The sequence below is a fragment of the Alphaproteobacteria bacterium genome, assembly GCA_019635875.1.
In the GTDB taxonomy this organism is placed as follows: Bacteria; Pseudomonadota; Alphaproteobacteria; order Reyranellales; family Reyranellaceae; genus JAFAZJ01.
The window spans coordinates 34,689-55,731 of record JAHBYP010000010.1; the positions used below are offsets into that span (position 1 = coordinate 34,689).

Consider the following 21,043-nt stretch of genomic DNA (forward strand, 5'->3'; position numbering starts at 1 on the left):
CTGTCGGCAGGCCCGCGAGCGGACTCAGGTCGTTGCGTACTCCAGGCGGAAGCCGTCTCCCCAGCGCTTGATGTGGCCGGCCGAAGGCGAGGGGAAGTGCATCGTGCAGCACAACGTGTCGGTGTCGCAGTAGCGCTCGAGGAAGCCTCGGCGCGTGCGCACCGCCTGCTCGCGGTCGGTGTCGACGCGCATGACCAGGTCGGGATAGCGCGCCTGGATCGGCGAATGGATCAAATCGCCGGTGAAGACCGCGGCGTCGGAGCCCTTGCCGGCACAGACGGCAAAATGGTCGGGCGTATGGCCCGGGGTCGGGCTCAACCGGATATGGTCGTTGAGCGCATGATCGCTGCTGACCAGCTCGGCGCGGTTGGCCTCGATGATCGGCAGCACGCTGTCGGTGATCTGGTCGAGCGGCGTCTTTTGATGGATCTCGCTCCAGTAGGTGTATTCCTTCTTCGAGAACAGGTAGCGCGCCCTGGGAAAGGTCGGGACCCAGCGGCCGTTCTCCAGCCTGGTGTTCCAGCCGACGTGATCGCCGTGCAGGTGCGTGCACATCACGAAGTCGATGTCCTCGACCCCGAGGCCGGCGGCTTTCAGCGCCTGCATCCAGTTGGGGTCGGTCTTCTTGTTCCAGGCCGGCCGCAGCGGGAAGTTCTTGTCGTTGCCGATGCAGCTGTCGACCAGGATGTTGTGGTGCGGCGTCTTGACGACATACGATTGGAAGCACAGCACGACATTGCCGCTCGAGCTGTCATAGCCACCGGGCGCCAGCCAGTCGAGATTCTCGCCCAGCGTTTCCTTCGACAATGTCGGCAGGAAGTCGAGGATCGGCGTGAAGCCGCTCTCCTGCTCGACGATGCGGTGGATGGTCATGTCGTTGACGGAAAAGCTCGTGCGCATCGCTGGCGTCTCCTCACCGGTGTCTGTCCGGTTTCGCCGGGGCACTATAGCGCGGTCATGCCGCCGTCGACGAACAGGAGCGTGCCCGTGACGTAGGAGGCATCGTCGGAGGCCAGGAACAGGATGGCGGCGGCGACCTCCTCGGCCCTGCCCGGACGCTTCAGCATGGTGCCACGGGCCGCCTGGGCGTTGTACTGCTCGACGGTCTCGCCGGCCGCTGCGATGCGGCGCTGATGGAACGGCGTGAAGATCGGCCCGGGACCCACGGCGTTCACGCGAATGCCCTCCGACGAGTGGTCGGCGGCGAGCGCCCGCGTCAGGCCCGCGATGGCGGCCTTGGTCGTGTCGTACTGCAGGTTGCCGCCGCCTGCGACGATGGAGCGGACGGAGGCGACGTTGACGATGGCGCCGCCCCTGGCGCCGCGCATCAGCGGCACGGCCGCCTTGGCGCAGAAGACGTAGCTCATCAGGTTGACGCTGAGGATCTCGTCCCAGCTCGCCGCGCTCGCCACATCGATCTTCTCGTATTTGCGGATGCCGGCATTGTTGACGAGGATGTCGAGGCGCCCGAATTGCTGCGCGGCGCCATTGACGAATGCAAGACACGCGGCCTCGCTCCCGACGTCGGCCTGGGTGAAGGCGACCCTGGCGCCGGCGCTCTCGAGTTCGCTCGCCACATGCTGGCCGCGATCGCCGTCCCGATCGCAAAAGATCACGCTCGCACCCTCGGCCACGAAGCGCCTGACCGTCGCCTCGCCGATCCCTGATGCGCCACCGGTCACCGCGGCGACCTTGCCGTCGAGCCTTCCCATGTTCGTCCCCTCCATCGCGTTGCCGCGGGCCGACCCGGCGCGCGCTCACGTGCCTTCCTTGCGCAGGCGTTCGATCACCGCCGGCGGTGCGCCGCGGTCGACCACCTCGCGCAGCGCGAAGCTCGACTGGATGCGTGCCACCCGCGGCAGCATCGACAGCTGCGTCTTGTGGATGCGCTCGAAATCTTCGATGTCGCGCGCCAGCACGGTCAGCAGGTAGTCGTCGCTGCCTGACATCAGCAGGCAATGCACCACCGACGGGCAGCGCTTCACCGCCTTCTCGAAGGCATCGAGCGCCGCCTCGCTCTGGCTGTCGAGCGTGATGCGCACCGAGACGGTGGTGGTGAAGCCGAGCTTGCGCAGGCTCAAAGCGGCCTGATAGCCGGCGATGATACCTTGGTCCTCAAGCTGCTTCTGGCGCCTTGCCACCGCCGTGCTCGACAAACCGACGCGTTCGGCAAGCTCGACATGGGTGGCGCGGGCGTCGTCACAGAGGGCTGCGAGCAGAGCGATGTCAATGCGGTCGAGCGTCATGGCGCCGGATTCGTGCGTCAAAGCGACATTCTAGGACGGAAACCGGCGGCGGGCGAGGCCGGCGACGTCGTCTTTGCCGGGAACGCAACATCGCTTCGGGCGTAGCCTTCAGCATCAGGAGGTGGACCATGCGCGTCGGCGTGCCCCGTGAGATCAAGACCCACGAATACCGGGTGGGGCTCACGCCCTCCTCGGTGAAGGAATATGTCGCCGCTGGCCACAGCGTGCTGGTCGAGACCGGTGCCGGTGGCGGCATCGGCGCCGACGATGCGGCGTATGTCGCATCGGGCGCGACGATCGCGCCGGGCGCGGCGGAGATCTTCGCCACCGCCGACATGATCGTGAAGGTCAAGGAGCCGCAGCCCGGCGAGTGGCGCCAGCTGCGGCCCGGCCAGCTGCTTTATACCTATCTGCATCTCGCCTCGGATCCGGCGCAGACCAGGGGCCTGATGGAGTCGGGCTGCACGGCGATCGCCTACGAGACCGTCACCGATGCCCATGGCGGCCTGCCGCTGCTGGTGCCGATGAGCGAGGTCGCCGGCCGGCTGTCGATCGAGGCGGCGGCCTTCGCGCTGCGCCGTCATGCCGGTGGCCGCGGCCTGCTGCTGGGCGGCGTGCCCGGCGTTCCGGCGGCCAAGGTCGCGGTGATCGGCGGCGGCGTGGTCGGCACCAACGCCGCGCGCATGGCCGCGGGGCTGGGCGCCGAGGTCACCATCCTCGACCGCTCGCTGCCGCGCCTGCGCGAGCTCGACCAGCTCTTCACCGGTCGCGTGCGTACCAGCTACTCGACGGGCGACGCCGTGGCGCACGAGATCGCCGCCGCCGACGTCGTCATCGGTGCGGTGTTGGTGCCCGGTGCGCTGGCGCCCAAGCTGGTGAGCCGCGCGCAGCTCTCGACGATGAAGAAGGGCGCGGTGATCGTCGACGTCGCCATCGACCAGGGCGGCTGCTTCGAGACCTCCAAGCCGACTACGCATGCCGATCCGACGTATGTCGTCGACGGCGTGATCCACTATTGCGTCGCCAACATGCCGGGCGCGGTGCCGCTGACCTCAAGCCATGCGCTCAACAACGCCACGCTGCCGTTCGGCCTGAAGCTGGCGTCGCGCGGGCTGGCGGCGATCCTCGAGAACCCGCACCTGCGCGCCGGGCTGAACGTGCATCGCGGCCGGATCACCCATCCTGCGGTGGCCAGCAGCCTCGGCCTGCCGCTGGTCGAGGCCAGCGCCGCGCTGGCGGCCTGACCTGTCATCCCGAGCGCAGCGAGGGATCTAGATCCCTCGCTGCGCTCGGGATGACAGAGTTGTAGTATCCACCGCGTCTCAATCCGGGGAAGTCCAGCCATGTCCGCCGCGCCCACCAAACCCGTCGCCAACAATCTCGACGCCTTCCTGATGCCGTTCACGGCGAACAAGCAGTTCAAGAAGAACCCGCGCCTGCTCGCGAAAGCCAAGGGCGTGCATTACTGGACGCCGGAAGGCCGCCGGGTGATCGACGGCACCGCCGGCCTTTGGTGCGTCAACGCCGGCCATGGCCGCGAGGAGATCAAGGCGGCGATCGCCGCCCAGCTCGAGGAGATGGACTACGCGCCCAGCTTCCAGATGGGCCATCCCAAGGCCTTCGAGCTGGCCGCGCGGCACGCCGCGATGCTGCCGGGCGATCTCAACCACGCCTTCTACTGCAACTCCGGCTCCGAGGCGGTCGACAGCGCGCTGAAGATCGCGCTCGCCTATCATCGCGCCACCGGCCAGGGCACGCGCACCCGCTTCATCGGCCGCGAGCGCGGCTATCACGGAGTCGGCTTCGGCGGCATTTCGGTCGGCGGCATGGTCAACAACCGCAAGGCCTTCAGCGCCGCCACCCTGCAGGGCGTCGACCACCTGCCGCACACCCACCTGCCGTCCAGGAACGCCTTCGCGCGCGGCGAGCCGGCCAACGGCGTCGAGTTGGCCGACGAGCTGGAGCGTATCGTGGCGCTACACGACGCCTCGAACATCGCCGCGGTGATCGTCGAGCCCTGCGCCGGCTCGACCGGCTTCCTGCCGCCGCCCAAGGGCTATCTCAAGCGGCTGCGCGAGATCTGCACGAAGCACGGCATCCTGCTGATCTTCGACGAGGTGATCACCGGTTTCGGCCGGCTTGGCACCGCCTTCGCCGCCGATTACTTCGACGTCATCCCCGACCTGATGACGGTGGCCAAGGGCATCAGCAACGCCACCGTCCCGATGGGTGGCGTCTTCGTGCGCAAGCATGTCTATGACGGGCTGCTGAGCGGGCCGGAGAACGCCATCGACCTGTTCCACGGCTACACCTACTCGGCGCATCCGTTGGCCTGCGCCGCGGCGTCGGCGGTGCTCGACATCTACAAGACCGAGGGCCTGTTCCAGCGTTCGGCCGAGTTGTCGAAGCACTGGGAGGACGGCGTGCACTCGCTCAAGGGCACGTCCGGCGTGATCGACATTCGCAACCTCGGCCTGGGTGCCGGCATCGACCTCGAGCCCCGCGCCGGCGCCGTCGGTGCGCGCGGCTACGATACCTTTGTGAAGTGCTTCGAGCTCGGCCTGATGGTGCGCCAGGGCGCCGACACGCTGGCCATGTCGCCGCCGCTGATCATCGAGAAGGTCCAGATCGACGAGATCATCGACATCGTCGGCAAGGCGATCAAGCAGGCGGCTTAATCTTTGCCTTCCCCCGGAGGGGGAAGGTGGCGCGGAGCGACGGAAGGGGGATGTCGAAGCCGGACTCCTCAGTTCGTCTTCGACATCCCCCTTCCGCCCTTCGGGCACCTTCCCCCTCCGGGGGAAGGTAGTTCTACCCGCCGAGCAAATGCCGGCGAACGTAGCCCTTGAAATCCTCCATCGCCTGCACGCGCGCCTTCTCGTTCGGCCCGCCGCTGACGCCCAGGGTGCGGCAGCCGGCGATTACCTTCATCGCCTGCGGCCCGAGCACCAGCCAGCCATCGGGCGCCGAGGTGCCGACCACCGCGCCGGTGGTGCGCTCGACATAGGTGCCGTCGGGTCGCTGCACGGCGACGCAGCGCGAGTAGTTCTCGCCGCTCGGCGTGTTGTAGGCGACGCCGCCGTCGAAGCCGTGCGGCGCGCCGGGATACACCTTGACCTCGATGCGTGCGCCGGCCCGGCGCAGGCTCTCGCCGTAGCTCGTGCACGGCTCGACGCCGGCATAGGTGTCGGCGCCGCCCAGCAGCAGGTAGATCGGCGCGCCCGTCGTGCGCGGCTGATGGTAGTGCACGTAGCAGGTGGGATAGATCGGGACGTGCAGGGCGTAACGCAGGTCCTCGGGCAGGCCCTTGTCCCGCAGCAGGCGCTCGTGCGAGACCATCAGCGCCGAGACCGCGCCCTTGGAGAAGCCCATGATGCCGATGTGCCGGCGGTGGATGCGCGGATGCCTGGCGAGCGCCTTGAGCGCGCCGATGGCGTCGAGATTGAATTCGGCGCCGTCGACCGCCATCTGGTCGGTCACCGTCTGGCGCACGCCGCGCGGCCCGAACGAATCGATCTGCACTGCCGCCACGCCCATCGCCAGCAGTGCGCGCGCGTACCGTCCCTCGCGCCGCTGGTTGATGCCGGCGCTGCCGTGATGGATCACCATCGCCGGCACGACCGCCGAGCCCGACGGCCAGCTGATGCTTGCCGTGACCTGCACCGGCCGGCCCCGGTGGTGGCTCTCGAAGGCGATGGTTTCCTGTTGCGCGACGGCGCCGGCGGCAAGCGACGTCAGGAGCGCGGCGAGGGGCCCGAGCCGGGCGAAGGAAATCGTCATGCGGCCACAGTTCAGCCCGACACTGTGGCGGAATTTGCGCCGGTCGGGCGCGGCCGGTAGGCTCGACGCAAGGAAGAAGGAGGCGCGCGATGCGCAGGCGGATCGTCGTGCTCGGCGGAGTCTCGATGCTGGCGGTGCTGGCCGGCTGCGATTCGTCGCCGACCAAGGCCGAGATCCTCAAGAAGGCGAGCGGGCTCAAGACCAGCGAGGAGCTCGAGAAGGTGCTGGGCCCACCGGCCAAGTTCGACAAGCTGGGACCGCTGGAGCGCTGGACCTACAATGCCCGCGACGGCGTGGTCGTCTTCACCATCGTGGCCGGCCGCGTCGCGCTCGACGAGACCGGGGATCGCCAGAAATAGGCATGCGCCGTGTCCTGGCGGCCGCGCTGCTGGCAGTGCTCGCGCTCGCCGCGCCGGCGCGCGCCCAGGACATCCGCGGGCAGGAACGCGACGTCACGCGCGCCGAGCTCGACGAGAAGGCCGAGCCCGGGCGCACGACGGAGGAGGTGCGCGCCGCGCTCGGTCGGCCGCTCTACGCGCAATGCGGCGGCCGCATCCAGCTCTGGGGCTATCGCACCGAGAGCGGCCGCATCGACCTGATGTTCGTCGACAACGTGCTGCGGATGACGATCCTCGGCGGCGTCGGCATGTCGGGCGCGAAGGGTTCATGCTGATCGCCGTCCGACGGCGGCGGAGCGATTTCGGCGAACTCCGCTTGATTCCCGGCGGAGCGCCGTTCTAGGGTCCCGGGAACTGCGGCTCGCTGAACGTAGCCGCTGTGGGAGGAAATGTGATGACCACGAAGAGACGGACTTTTCTGCGCGTCTCCGGCGCCGCCACGGTCGCTGCGAGCACGGGCATGGCGAGCATCCTCGCCAGCGGGCGTGCGCCGGTCTATGCGCAGGCCAAGACGGTGCACTGGCTGAAGTGGGTCGACTTCGTGCCGGCGACCGACCAGATGTTCCGGCGCGAGTTGATGCCGGCCGCCGAGAAGGCGCTCGGCATCAAGATGAATCTCGAGACGGTGAACGGCAATGACCTGCAGCCGCGCATCACCGCGGGCATCCAGTCGGGCTCCGGCGCCGACATCATCATGTCGTTCAACAGCTACACGCACCTTTACTCGAACTCGGTGGTCGACCTCAGCGACATCGCCGAGGACGTCGCCAAGCGCGAGGGCGGCCTCTACCCCTACGCCAAGGCGATCTGCTCGGACGGCAAGGCGTACATGGGCATGCCGTGGGCGGTGATCGGCGGCATGATCGCCTATCGCAAGTCGTGGTTCGACGAGGTCGGCGTCACCAAGTTCCCGGAAACCTGGGAGGAGTATCGCGAGGCCGGCAAGAAGCTGAAGGCCAAGGGCCGGCCGATCGGCCAGACCCTGGGCCACACCTTCGGCGACGCGCCGGGCTTCACCTATCCCTACCTGTGGTCGTGGGGCGGCAAGGAGGTCGAGGCCGACGGCAAGACCGTGGTGCTGAACTCCAAGGCCACCGTCGATTCGGTGAAGTTCATGCAGGGGTTCTGGAAGGACGCGCACGACGAGGGCGGCCTCGCCTGGGACGACAGCAACAACAACCGCGCCTTCCTGTCGCAGACCATCTCGGCGACGCTCAACGGCGCCTCGATCTACATCGAGTCGCTGCGCCGCGCCGACCAGTACAAGACCGAGAAGGGCGTGCATCTCAACAAGGACATCCTGCACGCGCCGATGCCCAAGGGCCCGGCCGGCCAGTTCGGCTTCCACCTGCTGCAGTCGAACATGCTGATGAAGTACTCGAAGAACCAGGACGCCGCGAAGGAGTTCCTGAAGTGGCTGCATACCGAGGCCAACTACGAGAAGTTCTTCCTGTCGCAGAAGGGCTTCGCCACGCCGTGCACGGCGAAGTGGGAGAGCCACAAGATGTGGGCCGAGGACCCGGTCATGACGCCGTACAAGGTCGCGGCGCGTCTCGGCCAGGCCATCGGCCATTCCGGCCCGCCCAACGCCAAGGCGCAGGAGGTCCTGTCGAAGTACATCATCACCGACATGTACGCCAAGGCGGTGCAGGGCATGGCGGCCGAGGAAGCGGTGAAGTGGGCCGAGGCCGAGCTGAAGAAAGTCTACGTGTGAGCCCCGCCTAGCGTTCCCGGAGTACGCGTCGTGGTGGCCGTGACCGCGTCGACCGCGGGCGGGAAGCGTCCCGTCCCGCGGTCGCGCATCCTTGAGGACGAGCGCTGGCTGGCGTTCGCGCTTCTCCTGCCGACGGCCATCCTGCTTGGCCTGTTCATCGCCTATCCCTTCGTCAAGGGCGTGATCCTGTCGCTGAGCAGCGCGCGCGTCGGCGTCGAGGGCGAGTTCGTCGGCCTGGCGAACTTCGCCAAGATCTGGAACGACGGGATCTTCCACGTAACCGTGTGGAACACCTTCTGGTACACGGGTGTCACCACGGTCTTCAAGCTGGCGCTCGGACTGTGGCTGGCGCTGCTGCTGAACCGGCACTTCAGGGGCAAGGCGTTCATCCGCGCCTTCATCCTGCTGCCCTTCATCATCCCGACGGTGCTCAGCACCTTCGCCTGGAAGTGGATGTTCGATCCGACGTTCAGCGTCATCAACTGGACGCTCTACAATCTCGGCTTCATCAGCCAGCGCATTAACTGGCTGGGCGATCCCGACCTCGCCATGACCTCGATCATCATCGTCAACATCTGGCGCGGCGTGCCGTTCTTCGCCATCAGCCTGCTCGCCGGCCTGCAGACGATCAGCCCCGAGCTCAACGAGGCCGCGGCGATCGACGGTGCGCGGCCCTGGCAGCGCTTCTGGCACGTCACCTGGCCGCTCCTGCTGCCGGTGACCATGGTCGTGGTGCTGTTCTCGGTGATCCAGACCTTCGCCGACTTCCAGCTGGTCTACGTCATGACCGGCGGCGGCCCGGCCAACGCCACGCATCTCTTCGCCACCTATGCCTATCAGCTCGGCATCGGCACCGGCCTGCTGGCCGAGGGTGCGGCGATCTCGCTGGCGATGTTCCCGTTCCTGTTCCTGATCGTCGTCGTGCAGCTGCTCTACATCCGCCGGGTGGAGGTACGCTGATGGTCGAGGGAGGCCTCTGGCGGCGCTGGGTGTTCTTCTACATCCCGTTGACCCTGTTCGTGTTCGTGCTGCTCTTCCCGTTCTACTGGATGATCATCACGACCTTCCGGCCCGACGGCGAGCTGTACAAGCCGTGGAACGCCGTCGCCTACCAGCCGTTCTGGACCAACAATCCGACCCTCGAGCACATCTTCTACCTCTTCGAGGAGACGATGTTCTCGAGATGGATGGCCAACACGCTGATCATCGCCGCGATATCGACGGTGATCTCGCTGATTTGCGGCGTGTGCGCGGGCTACGCGCTGGCGCGGCTGAACTTTCCGTGGGCCGGCAGCCTCGGCACCGGCATCTTCATCACCTACCTGGTGCCGCAGACGCTGCTGTTCATCCCGCTGGCCGAGATCATCAGGAGCTTCGGGCTGGGCAACACGCCCTGGGCGCTGATCCTGACCTATCCGACTTTCCTGATTCCGTTCTGCACCTGGCTGATGATGGGCTACTTCAAGGCCATCCCGAAGGAGCTCGAGGAATGCGCGCGCATTGACGGCGCCTCGCGCTTCCAGGCCATGTACCACATCATCCTTCCGGTGGCGGTGCCGGGCATCCTGTCGGCCGGCATCTTCGCCTTCACCCTGTCGTGGAACGAGTTCATTTACGCCCTGGTCTTCCTGTCGTCGCCCGAGCAGAAGACCGTGCCGGTGGGCGTCACCTCGGAGCTGATCCGCGGCGACGTCTTCTTCTGGGGGCCGCTGATGGCCGGTGCGCTGCTGGGATCGATCCCGGTGGCGATCGTCTACTCGTTCTTCGTCGAACACTATGTCGCGGGCCTCACCGGCTCGGTAAAGGGTTGAGCCATGGCGCAGGTCACCATCCGGCAGCTCAACAAGATGTACGAAGGCGCCGTGCACGCGGTGAAGGACGTCAATCTGGAGATCCCCGACCGCGAGTTCGTCGTGCTGGTCGGCCCCTCCGGCTGCGGCAAGACCACGACGCTGCGCATGGTCGCCGGGCTGGAGAGCATCACCTCGGGCGACATCCTAATCGGCGATACCGTGGTCAACGATCTCGCGCCGATGGACCGCGACATCGCCATGGTGTTCCAGAACTACGCGCTCTACCCGCACAAGAGCGTCTACGACAACATGGCGTTCGGCCTGAAGATGCGGAAGTTCGACAGGGCCGAGATCGAGAAGCGCGTCAGGCACGCCGCCGACATCCTCGGCATCCAATCGCTGCTCGCCCGCCGGCCGCGCCAGCTTTCCGGTGGCCAGCGCCAGCGCGTCGCGCTGGGCCGTGCCATCGTGCGCAACCCGCAGGTCTTCCTGTTCGACGAGCCGCTTTCCAATCTCGACGCCAAGCTGCGCGTGCACATGCGCGTGGAGCTGCGCAAGCTGCACGAGCGGCTGGGCACGACGGCGATCTACGTCACACACGACCAGGTCGAGGCGATGACGCTCGGCGACCGCGTCGTGGTGATGAAGGATGGCGTGGTGCAGCAGGTCGGCGACCCGATGACGCTGTACAACACGCCGGCCAACCTCTTCGTCGCCGGCTTCATCGGCTCGCCAGCGATGAACTTCGCCAATGTAACGGTCGTCAACGGCGAGGGCGGACTATGGGTCGAGGCTCAGGGCCTGAAGCTGCGTCTGCCCGGCGCGCTGGCATCGCGCGCCCAGCCGCTCGCCGGCAGGCGCGCGACCCTGGGGATCCGGCCCGAGGATCTGCGCGTCGCCAACGGCGCGGATCCGGCGGAGCACTGCATGGAGTGCGAGATCGAGGTCGTCGAGCGGCTGGGCTCGGAGACGCTGCTCGACACGCGCGTGGGCAGCGAGACCATCGTCGCCGCGGTCGAACCCCTGGTCGCCGTGCGCGCCCACGACAAGGTACGGCTGGCGGTCACACCCGAACGGCTCCACCTCTTCGAGGCCGAAACCGAAAAGGCTGTATGAGTGAGCGCTTGCTTTATGTCCGGGGAGGTGTAGAAGACCCGCCGCCCGCTTCCGGGCGTTCGGAGAAAAGACGTGTCGATTCCGGCTTCCATTCGTTTCCAGACCCTGCTGGACCGCTTCTCCACGGTACGCCCGTGGGCCAAGACAGCCTTCGCCGAGTATAACCGCTGCACGATCTGCATGAGTTACACGCTCAGGGTGACGCCCCGGGCCGGCGAGGCCTCGCTCGCCGATCTCGCCGGTTCGCAGGATGCCATCGCCAAGGCGCCGAAGCTGAACGGCGGTCCGGCCGGGATTATCGGTCCGCAGCTCTTCATCCGCGCCGCCGAGCTGCTGCCCGCCGTGCAGCGCGTCTTCGGCGCCGCCGATGTCGAGGGAACGGCCAGCAAGGTCTGGCCGGGTGTCGTCGGCAGGAAGGGCGTGCTCTATATCGAGGACTGCTATGCCACGGCCGGCGACAAGCGCATGACCATCAAGGGCATCTACGAGCCGACCAGCGGCGACCACTGGGACCTGTTCGACGGCCTGCGGATGGTTGCGGCGGAAGAGGGACTGCGCAACAACAGCCATTCCGGCAAGCTCTGGTTCTGGAGGGTTGCCGCCTAACGCGGGAAGGGGCGCGATGAAGGTCGTCATCACCGGCGGGGCCGGGTTCCTCGGCAAGAAGCTGGCGCGCAGGATCCTCGAGGGTTCGGCGCTCGGCGGCGAGCGCGTGTCGGAGCTGCTGCTGTTCGACGTGGTCCGGGCCTCGGGCCCAGGACTCGACGATCCGCGCGTGGTGGCGATGGATGGCGACATCGCCAATTTCGCCACCGTGCAGTCGATCGTGCAGGGCGCCTCCAGCGTCTTCCACTTCGCCGCCGTGGTCAGCGCCGGCGCCGAGGCCGATTTCGACCTTGGCTACCGCGTCAACCTCGACGGCGCGCGCAACGTGCTGGAGGCATGCCGCGCGCTCGGCACCAATCCGCGCGTGATCTTCACCTCCTCGCTCGCCGCCTATGGCGGGGACCTGCCCAGGGCGGTGACCGACGATACGCCGCTGACGCCGCAGACGTCGTACGGCGCGCAGAAGGCGATGGGCGAGTTCCTGGTGCGCGATTACACGCGCAAGGAATTCTTGCGTGGTACGGCAATTCGCCTGCCGACGATCTGTGTGCGCACCGGGCGGCCCAACAAGGCGGCCTCGACCTGGGCCAGCTCGATCGTGCGCGAGCCACTCACCGGCATCGACGTGATCTGCCCGGTGACACCGGACACGCCGATGGTGGTGCTGAGCCCGCGACGCACGGTCGAATCGTTCATCCGCGCGCACGATCTCGATGCCGACGCCTTCGGGCCGGGCCGCACCCTGCTGCTCAACGGCATCAGGGTGAGCGCCGCCGAGCTCGAGGCGGCGATGAAGCGCAACGCGGGCAACCGCAAGCTCGGCAAGGTGTCGTGGGAGCACGATCCGGCGATCCAGAAGATCGTCGACGGCTGGCCGGGCGACATCGATGCAGCGCGCGCGCGTCGCCTGGGTTTCGACACCGACCGCGATCTCGACGAGGTCGTGCGCCACTTCATCGCCGACGACCTCGACGAGCAGCTCCGCTCGATGGCGGCCTGACGTCTTCCTGCTTCCCAAGCTCCGGATCGGCGTGCGGCTTTTCGAACGCAACTGCTGTCATCCCGAGCGGAGCGAGGGATCCAGGATCGGCCTGGATCCCTCGCTCCGCTCGGGATGACAGGGCAGCGCTGATTTCCCGCACGCACCCTATCGCGCCGGCGCGGCCGAGGCGCCCAGCGCCTTGTGCAAGGCGCTGTAGACCAGCCACATGCCCAGGCCCCAGATGCCGTAGACCACGGGGGCGACGATCACGCCGGGCATGCGGAAGCCACCGCCGATCGGCGCGCCCTTGAGCGGCAGGACGATGAACCAGTTGGCGGCGATCACGACGACGGCCCCGAACAGGGTCCAGCCCAGCCAGGCCGGTAGCTTCATCTTCGGCACGACGAAGGCCGCCAGCGCACCCCAAAGCCCGGTCCAGAAGAGGTAGGACACCAGCTGTGGAATGCCCAGCGGCTTGGTGTCGGCCATCGACCAGGTGTTGGCCTTCAGAATGCCGGCCTGCGTCGCCACCCAGAAACCGCCCTGGTGGAAGATGACGAAGGACACGGCGCCGGCGATGAAGCCGCAGGCCAGTGTCCGCACAAGTGTGTTGTCCATTGGTTGCTCCCGGGGGCCGTGCCCCGGAATACGCAACGCGGCGAGGCTTGGATTATTCCCCTGACGGGAAGCTTACGGCCGCATCCAGAACTGCGCCTTGCCCTCGCGCACAGGGGCGGCGAGGTTGGCGAATTCGCACAGCAGGCGGCGCGTGTCGCGCGGATCGACGATCTCCTCGATCCAGAACGCCTCGGCGCTGCGGAAGGGCGAGCGCAGCTTGTTGAGCCGCTCCTCGATTTCCGCGAGCCTGGCCTTGGGGTCGGGCGCGGCGTCGATCTCGGCGCGATAGGCGGCCTCGATGCCGCCTTCCAGCGGCAGCGAGCCCCAGCGGCCCGACGGCCAGGCGTAGCGCAGCGCAACGCGGCCGGTGTTCTTGTGGGCCGCGCCGGCGACGCCGAAATTGTTGCGCACGATGAAGGTGCACCACGGCACGGTGATCTGATGCATCGCCGCCATGGCGCGCACGCCGGCCTTGATTACGCCGCTCCGCTCGGCCTCCAGGCCGATCAGGAAGCCTGGGCAGTCCTCGAGATAGACCACGGGAATGCGGAAGGTCTCGGCGAGATCCATGAAGCGGATCACCTTCTGGCAGGTATCGGCCGTCCAGGCGCCGCCGTAGTGCATCGGATCGCTGGCCATGAGGGCGACCGGCCAGCCGTCGATGCGGCACAGCCCGGTGATCACCGCGCGGCCGTAGAGCTTGTTCATCTCGAAGAAGCTGCCCTTGTCGACCAGCGTGCTGACGATCGAGCGCATGGCGTAGACCTTGCGCGTGTCGCGCGGGATCGCCGAGAGCAGCTTCTCGTCGCGGCGATGCGGATCGTCAGTGACCGGCCCGCGCGGCGCCAGATCGAAGGCCGATTGCGGCATGTAGGACAGGAACCGCTTCGCCGCGGCGAAGGCCTCCTCTTCGCTGTCGACGGCCTCATCAACGGCACCCGCGCGCAGCTGGATCTCCCAGCCGCCGAGCTCCTCCTTGCTGAGCGGCTGGCCCAGCCGGGCCACGACAGGCGGGCCGGCGACGAACATCGCCGACAGGCCCTTGACCATCACCGAGTAGTGCGAGGCCGCCAGCCGCGCGGCGCCCAGCCCGGCCACGGAGCCCAGCCCGAGCGCGACCACGGGCACCGCACCCATGTTGGCGGTGACCACGTCGAAGCCGATGACGCCCGGCACGTTGGCGCGGCCCTGGGTCTCGATGGTTTTCACCGAGCCGCCGCCGCCCGAGCCCTCGATGATGCGCACGATGGGCAGCCGATACTGGTTGGCCATCTTCTCGGCCAGCAGGTTCTTCTCCTTGATCGTGGCGTCGGCCGAGCCGCCGCGAACGGTGAAGTCGTCGCCTGAGACCACGACGGGTCTTCCGTCGATCGTGCCGCGCCCGGTGACCGAATTGGATGCGACCAGATCCTCCAGATCGTTCTTGCCGTCATAGGTCGCCATGCCGGCGACGCTGCCCCATTCGCGGAAGCTGCCGGGATCGAGCAGCCGGTCGATGCGCTCCCGCACCGTGAGCCGGCCGCCATCGTGCTGGCGCTTGACCTTGTCCGGCCCGCCCATGCGCCGGACCATTTCCTGCCGGCGCTTCAGTTCGTCGAGTTCGGGCTGCCAGCTCATCGCGCGTGTTCCCTGCGGTCGTTCGGCGTCGACATTACCCTCCATGCTCACGGGCGCGAAGCCGCGTCAGCCGCGATGCGGGCATGCGACGTCAGGGGCAGACGGCGCAGGAAGCATGGCGGTCGCGCACGTCCGGGCGCATCACTGACGTGGCGCAGGTGCGCGGATCGTGTCTCGGCCATTCGTTCCTGGCCACCGAGCGCGTCACGGCATCAGGTCGACGAGGCCCTGCGCCGGTCCGACGAGCGATCCCCGGTTACGGCGGGTGGCGACGTTCGACGGAGACGCGTGTGCCTGTGATCGCCCGCCCTCACGCCAGCTGCTCACCTGCCGTGATCGGCGACGTCCTGGCGGATCGTCAACTCGGCCTCCACTGCTCCAGCACGGTATCCGTGGCCGCATCGAGCACATGCTGGGCGCTCATGCGGTAGGCGTGTCGTGTCAGCACGGCCTGTGGCGTGAGATCGGGTCGTCCTTCCATCTCGGGAAAGGTCAATCGTCCGTCGGGCATGCTCGCCGAACGGCACTGGGTAAGGAAGAAGGTTTCGTAGCCGATGTCGAGGAACACGCCGAACAGCCCGGCGCCGCCGACGACGGCGAGGGTCGAGTCGGGTGTGAGGCCGAGTCGCCGCCATGCGTCATCGAAGCTGGCGCCGGCGGGATTCCACAGCAGGCCGTGCCGCCGCTTCGGGTCGGGCGCGAGGCCGGCGACCGAGCGTGTCGCGGTCAGACGCGGCTTGTTCCTGGTCTGCGGGTCGCGCTCGGCGGAGCGACGGCCATGGGCGATGGCGTCGGCTGACCGCAGCGCGTCGCGATAGAAGATCTGGTCTGCCTCGATCTTCAGCACATCGGGATAGTGGCCGTCGGCGGTGGCGTAGGCGCCTTCGCGCGAGACGATGACATAGCCCAGGATGAGCGGTCGCATGCGCGCATCCTGCGCGCCGCGGCGCTATTCCGCCATCATCACGCCGGCGGCCATGGTCATGGCGAACAGCCCGGCGACGGCGGCGGCCAGCGGCTTGCTGCGGCCGCGCAGCCTGCGCTCGACGTCGATCAGCGCGGTGAGCGGCTTGGGCACCACCTCGCTGCAGAAGGCGACCTTGCGCACATAGCGAGGCACGTGCCAGCTCGCCTGCGTGCCGACGCGGAAGCTCACGACGTCGCCCGGGCGCAGGTCCCAGTGCGTGCCGTTGGCGTCCACGACATGGGCGCCGCCTTCGAGGATGTGCACGGTCTCATCGACGTCGTAGCGCCAGACGAAGCGGCCCTCGGTGCAGTCCCAGATGTCGGTCCAGCTGAGCCCGTCGGCGCTGCGCGACACCGCGCCGACGCGCGCCATCGGGCTGCCCTCGACGACCCAGGACGGATCGATGGGGGCCGGACGCATCTCGACGGTGGCAGTGGTGGTACGCTGCAGCGGCGCCAGGGACATCAGGGAAATCGCTCGACTATCAACGGCTCAATATGCAGTTGTTGATACCGGAAGTGATGTCTGACGTCAATGTGACCAATTTGCGTGATAATTCACCTTAGGTCAAAGAACGACGCCATCTATCAGATTTTCCTCGTAAAGAGCCTTCAGGTCGATTCCGCCTTCGGGTCGCGTCGGCTTCAGGCCGGCGATCGCTGCGGCCAGCCGGCGTTCCTGGTCGCGGCGCAGCGCCTCGGCCTCGGCGACCGAAATGGCGACGAAGCGCACGCGCATGCCGGGCAGCAGGCGGCAGGTGCGTGGCAGGTCGGCCGAGGCGATGGTGGCGATCTTGGAGTAGCCGCCCACGGTCTGGCGGTCGGCCAGCAGGGCGATCGGCAGGCCGGCCGCCGGCACCTGGATGGCGCCCTGCGCGATGCCGTCGGAGACGATGTCCGGGCCCAGCGCCGAGTGCTCGATCTTCGGGCCCTCGAAGCGGATGCCCATGCGGTCCGCCTCCTTCGACACGACGTACTCGCTGCCCGTAAAGGTGGCATGACCGGATTCGGTGAAGTGGTCGGCCTGCGGCCCTGGCACGACGCGGATCGGGCCGCGGCCGTAGTCGAAGGGCGCCGCAAGCGCCAGCTCGGCGCGCGCGCTGGCGGCCTCGCGCGCCAGCGGCAGGGCGTCGGCTTCCTTTAGCTTGCGGCCCTCCAGCCCGCCCAGCCCGGCGCGGGTGTAGGTGCTGCGGCTGCCCATGAAGGCCGGCACGGCGATGCCGCCCTCGACCGCGAGGTAGGCGGTGCTGACGCCCTCGATGGCGCCCAGCTTCAGGCGCTGGCCGCGGCTCAGCGTGTGCGAGCGGTCGGACGGCAGCGGCCTGGGTGCGGTGCCATCGTTTGCTGTCAGCGCCGCCTCGATCGGCCCGACCAGGCCGATGCGCACCGACTCGGCCTCGACCACCAGGGTCGGACCCAGCACGCCCATCTCCAGTGCCGCGGCATTGGCCTCGGCGGGATTGCCGGCGAGCGCATTGGCCAGTGCCAGCGCGATGCGGTCCATGGCGCCGGCCGTGGGCATGCCCAGCTCCTGGAAGCCGATGCGGCCGCGATCCTGCACCGTGTCGAACAGGCCGGGCCGCTCGACGATCAACCGCGCGCTCATGACCAACTCCTGTCGTCCTGAGCGCAGCGAAGGACCTCGCTGTCCCGCGGCCAGATGGCGACGGAGTGAGAGATCGCACCACCGCTGGATCCGTCGCTTCGCTCAGGATGACGGCGGCATCTCACGACTCCACCTCGACGAAGCGGGCAATGTCGAACGGCGCGTGCTCGGCTTCGGCGCACAGCGAATCGTACGCGGCGCGATCGATGCGGCTGAAGCGCACGGCGTCGCCCGGCGCCAGGGTCGTCGCCTGCTCGCCGCGCCGCGCGTCGAACATCGCCACCGGCGTGCGGCCGATCAGGTGCCAGCCGCCGGGGCTCTCGAACGGGTAGACCACCGTCATCTCGGTGGCGATGGCGACGCTGAGCGCCGGCACGCGCAGGCGCGGCGAGGCGCGCCGCGGCAGATGCAGCTTCTTCTGCAGCCCGGCCATGTAGGGCAGTCCGGGCATGAAGCCCACGACATAGACCCGGAAGTCGGATGCGAGATGCAGGCGGACCACCTCCTCCGTCGTCACCCCGGTGCGCTGGGCGACCTCGGCCAGGTCGGGCGCGAACTCGGCATCGTCGTAGCAGCAGGGCAGGGTGATGTGCCGCGCCTTGGCCGCGACCGCGAGCCCGCCGGCCAGCAGGGCCTCGATCGCCGGCTGCAACTCGGCGCGGCTCGTCGAGAGCGGGTCGTAGATCACCAGGAGCGCGCGCATGCTGGGCACGGTCTCGACGACGCCCGCCAGGGCGTCGCCGGGCCGCCCGGCCGCGCGCGCGGCGGCGATGGCGCCGTGCAGCGCCATGACCCGGGCGTTGATGTCGGGGGCGATGGTGCTGCCGAACTCGACACTGAACGCGGTGTCGCCGCAATCGAGGATCCTGGTGCTCACGCCGTTTCCGTCATGTCGAGGCGGCGCTAGGATAGCGGACCGGCAGGAGGCGAGTCATGGCCAGCGAAGTGAACATCAATTCAGACCTCGGCGAGAGCTTCGGCCCGTGGAAGATGGGCAACGACCAGGAGGTGCTCAAGATCGTGCGTTCGGCCAATGTCGCCTGCGGCTTCCACGCCGGCGATCCCTCGGTGATGTCGGCCACGGTGAAGCTCTGCCTCGACAACGGCGTGTCGATCGGCGCGCATCCCGGGTTCCAGGACCTGCAGGGCTTCGGCCGCCGCGTCATCCGCATGAGCAATGCCGAGATCGAGCATGCCATGGCCTACCAGATCGGCGCCCTGATGGGCGTCGCCGCCCTGCACGGCGCCAAGGTCACCCACGTCAAGCCGCACGGCATGATGGCCAACATGTCGGCCGAGGATCAGGATCTCAGCGACGCCATCGCGCGCGCTATCCGCGCCGTCGACCGCAACCTGATCTTCCTCGCCCAGGCGGTGACGGCGCAGGTGCCGGCGGCCCGCAAGGCCGGGCTGCGGGTGGCCGAGGAGGTCTTCGCCGACCGCACCTACACCGATGCCGGCCTGCTGACCCCGCGCAAGGAAAAGCACGCCATGATCCACGACGCGGCGGCCTCGGTGGCGCACGTCAAGCGCATGATCGAGGAGCAGGCGATCTTCTCTCATGGCGGCAAGAAGGTGCCCTGTCAGGTCGACTCGGTCTGCGTGCACGGCGACGAGCCGACCGCCGTCGCCACCGCGCGCGCCGTGCGCGAGGGGCTGGAGGGCAGCCAGATCCGCATCGTGCCGCTGACCGAGCTCAGGTCGATGAACTAGCCCGGATATCTCAAAGGTAAAGGGTGCATCGGAGTCCTGCCTCTGAGAAAGTTGTTGTGCCGCAACGACTTTCGCGAACAGAGGAAAGAACCCCGATGCCGACAGAGTGTATCGCGGAATTGTTTGGCTTTGCAGCCGTGGAAAGACGCGTGGTCGCGGCGTCGTTCGACGGCGGGTCGATGACGTCGGATGCCGGCGGGCTGCTGCTGGGGGCGACGGACCGGGCGCTGGGTCTGATCGAGCGCTTTGCCGGCTGCTTCGTCGATCGTCGGAACCGCGAGTTGATCGAGCACGAGGTTCGTACCCTGGTCGGGCAGCGCGTCTATGGCCTGGCGCTGGGCTACGAGGATCTGAACGACCACGACTGGCTGCGGCACGACCCTGTGATGGCGGTGCTGGCGGGCAAGCTTGCGGCGCGGCGCAAGGACTGTGCGGCGGTGGCCGGCAAGTCGACGCTGAACCGGCTGGAGCTGAGCCGGCCGGAGCCGACGCGCTACCACAAGATCGGCCACGACGCGGCGGCGATCGAGGCGCTGCTGGTCGAGGTCTTCCTCGAGGCGCATGCCAAGGCGCCCGAGGAGATCGTGCTCGACCTGGATGCCACCGACGATCCGCTGCACGGCGCGCAGGAAGGCCGCTTCTTCCACGGCTATTACGGCCATTACTGCTACCTGCCGCTCTACGTCTTCTGCGGCCGCCACCTGCTGGCGGCCAAGCTGCGGCCGGCCAACATCGACGCCGCGGCCGGCGCACAGGAGGAGATCGCGCGCATCGTCGCCCAGATCCGCGCCCGCTGGCCCGCGGTGCGCATCGTGCTGCGCGCCGACTCCGGCTTCGCCCGCGAGGCGCTGATGGCCTGGTGCGAGGCCAACGCCGTCGACTATCTGTTCGGCCTGGCGCGCAACGCCCGCCTGGTCGGCGAGATCGCCGCGGAACTGGCCATGGCCGCTGCCGAGAGCACCATCACTGGCGCCCCGGCGCGCCGCTTCAAGGACTTCCTGTGGACGACGCGCGACAGCTGGAGCCGCAGGCGTCGCGTCGTCGGCAAGGCCGAGCATACCCAGGACGAGGCCAACCCGCGCTTCGTCGTCACCTCGCTTGGCCCCGACCGCGCCGGCGCCCGCGCTCTCTACGAGGGCCTCTACTGCGCCCGCGGCGAGATGGAGAACCGCATCAAGGAGTGCCAGCTCGACCTCTTCGCCGACCGCACCTCCAGCGCCACCATGCGCGCCAACCAGCTGCGCCTGTGGTTCGCCTCGTTCGCCTATGTCCTGCTCGACGGCCTGCGCCGCATCGCCCTGAAGACCACCGCCCTGGCCGATGCCACCTGCGGCTCGATCCGGCTGAAGCTGCTCAAGATCGGCGCCCTCGTCCGCGTCTCCGTCCGCAGGGTCAGGATCGCCATGGCCTCAGGCCATCCCTGGCAGCGCGACTGGGCCATCGCCTACCACGCCATGGCCGCCGACGCCTGACACGAACCAGACACCGCACAGCCGACATACCTTCCGCTCACCGCTTCCGGCGGCCTTCATCCGCGCTCGCGATCCGGCCAAAATCACCGATATCACTCAGACCATCACGCCACACACCCTGCGCCCATCACTCCACTCTCTCACTTCTTCCCTGTGAGATATCCGGGCTAGGGGCGCCGCGCGACGAGCGCGAGGTCGCCGGCCCGGAGGAGGCGCCGTTCCACGCGCCGGTCCTCGTGCTCACCCCCACGCCGCGCGCGCCCTCGGTGCGCAAGGGCGGCACGACCTTTCACTTGCCTGCGCGCCGGCGCGGCCGACGAGCTGACGCTGCCCGTCGCGCCGATGCTGATGGGCGCCGGGCTGCACCTGTTCGAGGGACTGAAGCCCGGCGAGTTCAAGCTCGAGCAGGAATCGGT

Annotated in this window: 22 protein-coding genes; 12 read left to right on the forward strand and 10 right to left on the reverse strand. The window is 68.1% G+C overall.

Annotated features, from left to right (window positions below; genetic code table 11):
• Nucleotides 1-24: 24 nt before the first annotated feature.
• The 3 genes from KF889_26865 to KF889_26875 are packed head-to-tail and all read right to left on the reverse strand — an operon-like array spanning nucleotide 25 to nucleotide 2,246.
• Entirely contained in the window at nucleotides 25-900 is an 876-nt protein-coding gene (locus KF889_26865; protein ID MBX3503082.1) for an MBL fold metallo-hydrolase, read from the reverse strand.
• A 44-nt stretch (nucleotides 901-944) separates the two neighbouring features.
• Nucleotides 945-1,712 carry an SDR family oxidoreductase gene (locus KF889_26870; protein ID MBX3503083.1) on the reverse strand — a complete coding sequence of 256 codons (768 nt, stop codon included), beginning with the start codon at nucleotides 1,710-1,712 and terminating at the stop codon, nucleotides 945-947.
• A gap of 45 nt (nucleotides 1,713-1,757) precedes the next feature.
• Complete coding sequence (locus KF889_26875; GenBank protein ID MBX3503084.1) at nucleotides 1,758-2,246, reverse strand: Lrp/AsnC family transcriptional regulator; 489 nt, start codon at nucleotides 2,244-2,246, stop codon at nucleotides 1,758-1,760.
• A gap of 128 nt (nucleotides 2,247-2,374) precedes the next feature.
• Here KF889_26875 and ald point away from each other — a divergent pair, with 128 nt between their 5' ends.
• Together ald and KF889_26885 are read left to right on the forward strand one after the other, a co-directional pair.
• Complete coding sequence (gene ald, locus KF889_26880; GenBank protein ID MBX3503085.1) at nucleotides 2,375-3,490, forward strand: alanine dehydrogenase; 1,116 nt, start codon at nucleotides 2,375-2,377, stop codon at nucleotides 3,488-3,490.
• Between the two features lie 99 nt (nucleotides 3,491-3,589).
• Entirely contained in the window at nucleotides 3,590-4,924 is a 1,335-nt protein-coding gene (locus tag KF889_26885) for an aspartate aminotransferase family protein (protein MBX3503086.1), read from the forward strand.
• Between the two features lie 133 nt (nucleotides 4,925-5,057).
• On the opposite strand, the gene KF889_26890 is transcribed toward KF889_26885, so the two are convergent.
• Nucleotides 5,058-6,026, reverse strand: a complete 969-nt coding sequence (locus KF889_26890) for a dienelactone hydrolase family protein (protein MBX3503087.1) — start codon at nucleotides 6,024-6,026, stop codon at nucleotides 5,058-5,060.
• Nucleotides 6,027-6,115: 89 nt separating this feature from the next.
• On the opposite strand from KF889_26890, the gene KF889_26895 reads away from it, so the two are divergent.
• The 8 genes from KF889_26895 to KF889_26930 all read left to right on the forward strand — a co-directional run bounded on the left by KF889_26895 (nucleotide 6,116) and on the right by KF889_26930 (nucleotide 12,653).
• On the forward strand, nucleotides 6,116-6,385 hold the full coding sequence (locus tag KF889_26895) for a hypothetical protein (protein MBX3503088.1): 270 nt from the start codon (nucleotides 6,116-6,118) through the stop codon (nucleotides 6,383-6,385).
• Between the two features lie 2 nt (nucleotides 6,386-6,387).
• Nucleotides 6,388-6,699: a hypothetical protein gene (locus tag KF889_26900; GenBank protein ID MBX3503089.1), complete on the forward strand. Its 312-nt coding sequence runs from the start codon at nucleotides 6,388-6,390 to the stop codon at nucleotides 6,697-6,699.
• Nucleotides 6,700-6,818: 119 nt separating this feature from the next.
• On the forward strand, nucleotides 6,819-8,138 hold the full coding sequence (locus KF889_26905; protein ID MBX3503090.1) for an extracellular solute-binding protein: 1,320 nt from the start codon (nucleotides 6,819-6,821) through the stop codon (nucleotides 8,136-8,138).
• Nucleotides 8,139-8,177: 39 nt separating this feature from the next.
• Complete coding sequence (locus tag KF889_26910; protein ID MBX3503091.1) at nucleotides 8,178-9,098, forward strand: sugar ABC transporter permease; 921 nt, start codon at nucleotides 8,178-8,180, stop codon at nucleotides 9,096-9,098.
• Nucleotides 9,098-9,949 carry a carbohydrate ABC transporter permease gene (locus tag KF889_26915; GenBank protein MBX3503092.1) on the forward strand — a complete coding sequence of 284 codons (852 nt, stop codon included), beginning with the start codon at nucleotides 9,098-9,100 and terminating at the stop codon, nucleotides 9,947-9,949. Before KF889_26910 ends, KF889_26915 begins: the two co-directional genes overlap by 1 nt.
• Nucleotides 9,950-9,952: 3 nt before the next feature.
• Entirely contained in the window at nucleotides 9,953-11,047 is a 1,095-nt protein-coding gene (gene ugpC, locus KF889_26920; GenBank protein MBX3503093.1) for a sn-glycerol-3-phosphate ABC transporter ATP-binding protein UgpC, read from the forward strand.
• Nucleotides 11,048-11,119: 72 nt separating this feature from the next.
• Nucleotides 11,120-11,653, forward strand: coding sequence for a hypothetical protein (locus tag KF889_26925; GenBank protein ID MBX3503094.1), 534 nt, complete (start codon nucleotides 11,120-11,122; stop codon nucleotides 11,651-11,653).
• Nucleotides 11,654-11,669: 16 nt separating this feature from the next.
• Nucleotides 11,670-12,653 (forward strand): NAD-dependent epimerase/dehydratase family protein, encoded by a 984-nt coding sequence (locus tag KF889_26930; protein ID MBX3503095.1) that lies wholly within the window; start codon nucleotides 11,670-11,672, stop codon nucleotides 12,651-12,653.
• Between the two features lie 147 nt (nucleotides 12,654-12,800).
• Here KF889_26930 and KF889_26935 read toward each other — a convergent pair whose 3' ends face one another.
• The 6 genes from KF889_26935 to pxpB all read right to left on the reverse strand — a co-directional run bounded on the left by KF889_26935 (nucleotide 12,801) and on the right by pxpB (nucleotide 18,319).
• On the reverse strand, nucleotides 12,801-13,253 hold the full coding sequence (locus KF889_26935; GenBank protein ID MBX3503096.1) for a hypothetical protein: 453 nt from the start codon (nucleotides 13,251-13,253) through the stop codon (nucleotides 12,801-12,803).
• A 72-nt stretch (nucleotides 13,254-13,325) separates the two neighbouring features.
• Nucleotides 13,326-14,870 (reverse strand): methylmalonyl-CoA carboxyltransferase, encoded by a 1,545-nt coding sequence (locus tag KF889_26940; protein MBX3503097.1) that lies wholly within the window; start codon nucleotides 14,868-14,870, stop codon nucleotides 13,326-13,328.
• A gap of 358 nt (nucleotides 14,871-15,228) precedes the next feature.
• Nucleotides 15,229-15,795 carry a dihydrofolate reductase gene (locus KF889_26945; GenBank protein MBX3503098.1) on the reverse strand — a complete coding sequence of 189 codons (567 nt, stop codon included), beginning with the start codon at nucleotides 15,793-15,795 and terminating at the stop codon, nucleotides 15,229-15,231.
• 24 nt (nucleotides 15,796-15,819) lie between these two features.
• Nucleotides 15,820-16,302, reverse strand: a complete 483-nt coding sequence (locus KF889_26950; protein ID MBX3503099.1) for a DUF861 domain-containing protein — start codon at nucleotides 16,300-16,302, stop codon at nucleotides 15,820-15,822.
• A gap of 102 nt (nucleotides 16,303-16,404) precedes the next feature.
• Nucleotides 16,405-17,442 (reverse strand): biotin-dependent carboxyltransferase family protein, encoded by a 1,038-nt coding sequence (locus tag KF889_26955; GenBank protein ID MBX3503100.1) that lies wholly within the window; start codon nucleotides 17,440-17,442, stop codon nucleotides 16,405-16,407.
• Between the two features lie 121 nt (nucleotides 17,443-17,563).
• Entirely contained in the window at nucleotides 17,564-18,319 is a 756-nt protein-coding gene (pxpB, locus tag KF889_26960) for a 5-oxoprolinase subunit PxpB (protein MBX3503101.1), read from the reverse strand.
• Nucleotides 18,320-18,375: 56 nt separating this feature from the next.
• On the opposite strand from pxpB, the gene KF889_26965 reads away from it, so the two are divergent.
• Together KF889_26965 and KF889_26970 are read left to right on the forward strand one after the other, a co-directional pair.
• Nucleotides 18,376-19,155, forward strand: a complete 780-nt coding sequence (locus KF889_26965; GenBank protein ID MBX3503102.1) for a 5-oxoprolinase subunit PxpA — start codon at nucleotides 18,376-18,378, stop codon at nucleotides 19,153-19,155.
• 95 nt (nucleotides 19,156-19,250) lie between these two features.
• Nucleotides 19,251-20,627, forward strand: a complete 1,377-nt coding sequence (locus KF889_26970; protein MBX3503103.1) for an IS1380 family transposase — start codon at nucleotides 19,251-19,253, stop codon at nucleotides 20,625-20,627.
• The last annotated feature ends 416 nt before the right edge of the window (nucleotides 20,628-21,043 follow it).

Excerpts from the sequence above, each read along its gene's own strand:
- KF889_26915 (MBX3503092.1), top strand. The coding sequence starts at position 9,098 with ATGGTCGAGGGAGGCCTCTGGCGGCGCTGGGTGTTCTTCTACATCCCG.
- KF889_26905 (MBX3503090.1), top strand. The coding sequence starts at position 6,819 with ATGACCACGAAGAGACGGACTTTTCTGCGCGTCTCCGGCGCCGCCACG.
- KF889_26965 (MBX3503102.1), top strand. The coding sequence starts at position 18,376 with ATGGCCAGCGAAGTGAACATCAATTCAGACCTCGGCGAGAGCTTCGGC.
- KF889_26900 (MBX3503089.1), top strand. The coding sequence starts at position 6,388 with ATGCGCCGTGTCCTGGCGGCCGCGCTGCTGGCAGTGCTCGCGCTCGCC.
- KF889_26930 (MBX3503095.1), top strand. The coding sequence starts at position 11,670 with ATGAAGGTCGTCATCACCGGCGGGGCCGGGTTCCTCGGCAAGAAGCTG.
- KF889_26950 (MBX3503099.1), bottom strand. The coding sequence starts at position 16,302 with ATGTCCCTGGCGCCGCTGCAGCGTACCACCACTGCCACCGTCGAGATG.
- ugpC (MBX3503093.1), top strand. The coding sequence starts at position 9,953 with ATGGCGCAGGTCACCATCCGGCAGCTCAACAAGATGTACGAAGGCGCC.
- ald (MBX3503085.1), top strand. The coding sequence starts at position 2,375 with ATGCGCGTCGGCGTGCCCCGTGAGATCAAGACCCACGAATACCGGGTG.
- KF889_26890 (MBX3503087.1), bottom strand. The coding sequence starts at position 6,026 with ATGACGATTTCCTTCGCCCGGCTCGGGCCCCTCGCCGCGCTCCTGACG.
- KF889_26895 (MBX3503088.1), top strand. The coding sequence starts at position 6,116 with ATGCGCAGGCGGATCGTCGTGCTCGGCGGAGTCTCGATGCTGGCGGTG.
- KF889_26865 (MBX3503082.1), bottom strand. The coding sequence starts at position 900 with ATGCGCACGAGCTTTTCCGTCAACGACATGACCATCCACCGCATCGTC.
- KF889_26970 (MBX3503103.1), top strand. The coding sequence starts at position 19,251 with ATGCCGACAGAGTGTATCGCGGAATTGTTTGGCTTTGCAGCCGTGGAA.
- KF889_26945 (MBX3503098.1), bottom strand. The coding sequence starts at position 15,795 with ATGCGACCGCTCATCCTGGGCTATGTCATCGTCTCGCGCGAAGGCGCC.
- KF889_26875 (MBX3503084.1), bottom strand. The coding sequence starts at position 2,246 with ATGACGCTCGACCGCATTGACATCGCTCTGCTCGCAGCCCTCTGTGAC.
- KF889_26870 (MBX3503083.1), bottom strand. The coding sequence starts at position 1,712 with ATGGGAAGGCTCGACGGCAAGGTCGCCGCGGTGACCGGTGGCGCATCA.
- KF889_26935 (MBX3503096.1), bottom strand. The coding sequence starts at position 13,253 with ATGGACAACACACTTGTGCGGACACTGGCCTGCGGCTTCATCGCCGGC.
- KF889_26885 (MBX3503086.1), top strand. The coding sequence starts at position 3,590 with ATGTCCGCCGCGCCCACCAAACCCGTCGCCAACAATCTCGACGCCTTC.
- KF889_26940 (MBX3503097.1), bottom strand. The coding sequence starts at position 14,870 with ATGAGCTGGCAGCCCGAACTCGACGAACTGAAGCGCCGGCAGGAAATG.
- KF889_26955 (MBX3503100.1), bottom strand. The coding sequence starts at position 17,442 with ATGAGCGCGCGGTTGATCGTCGAGCGGCCCGGCCTGTTCGACACGGTG.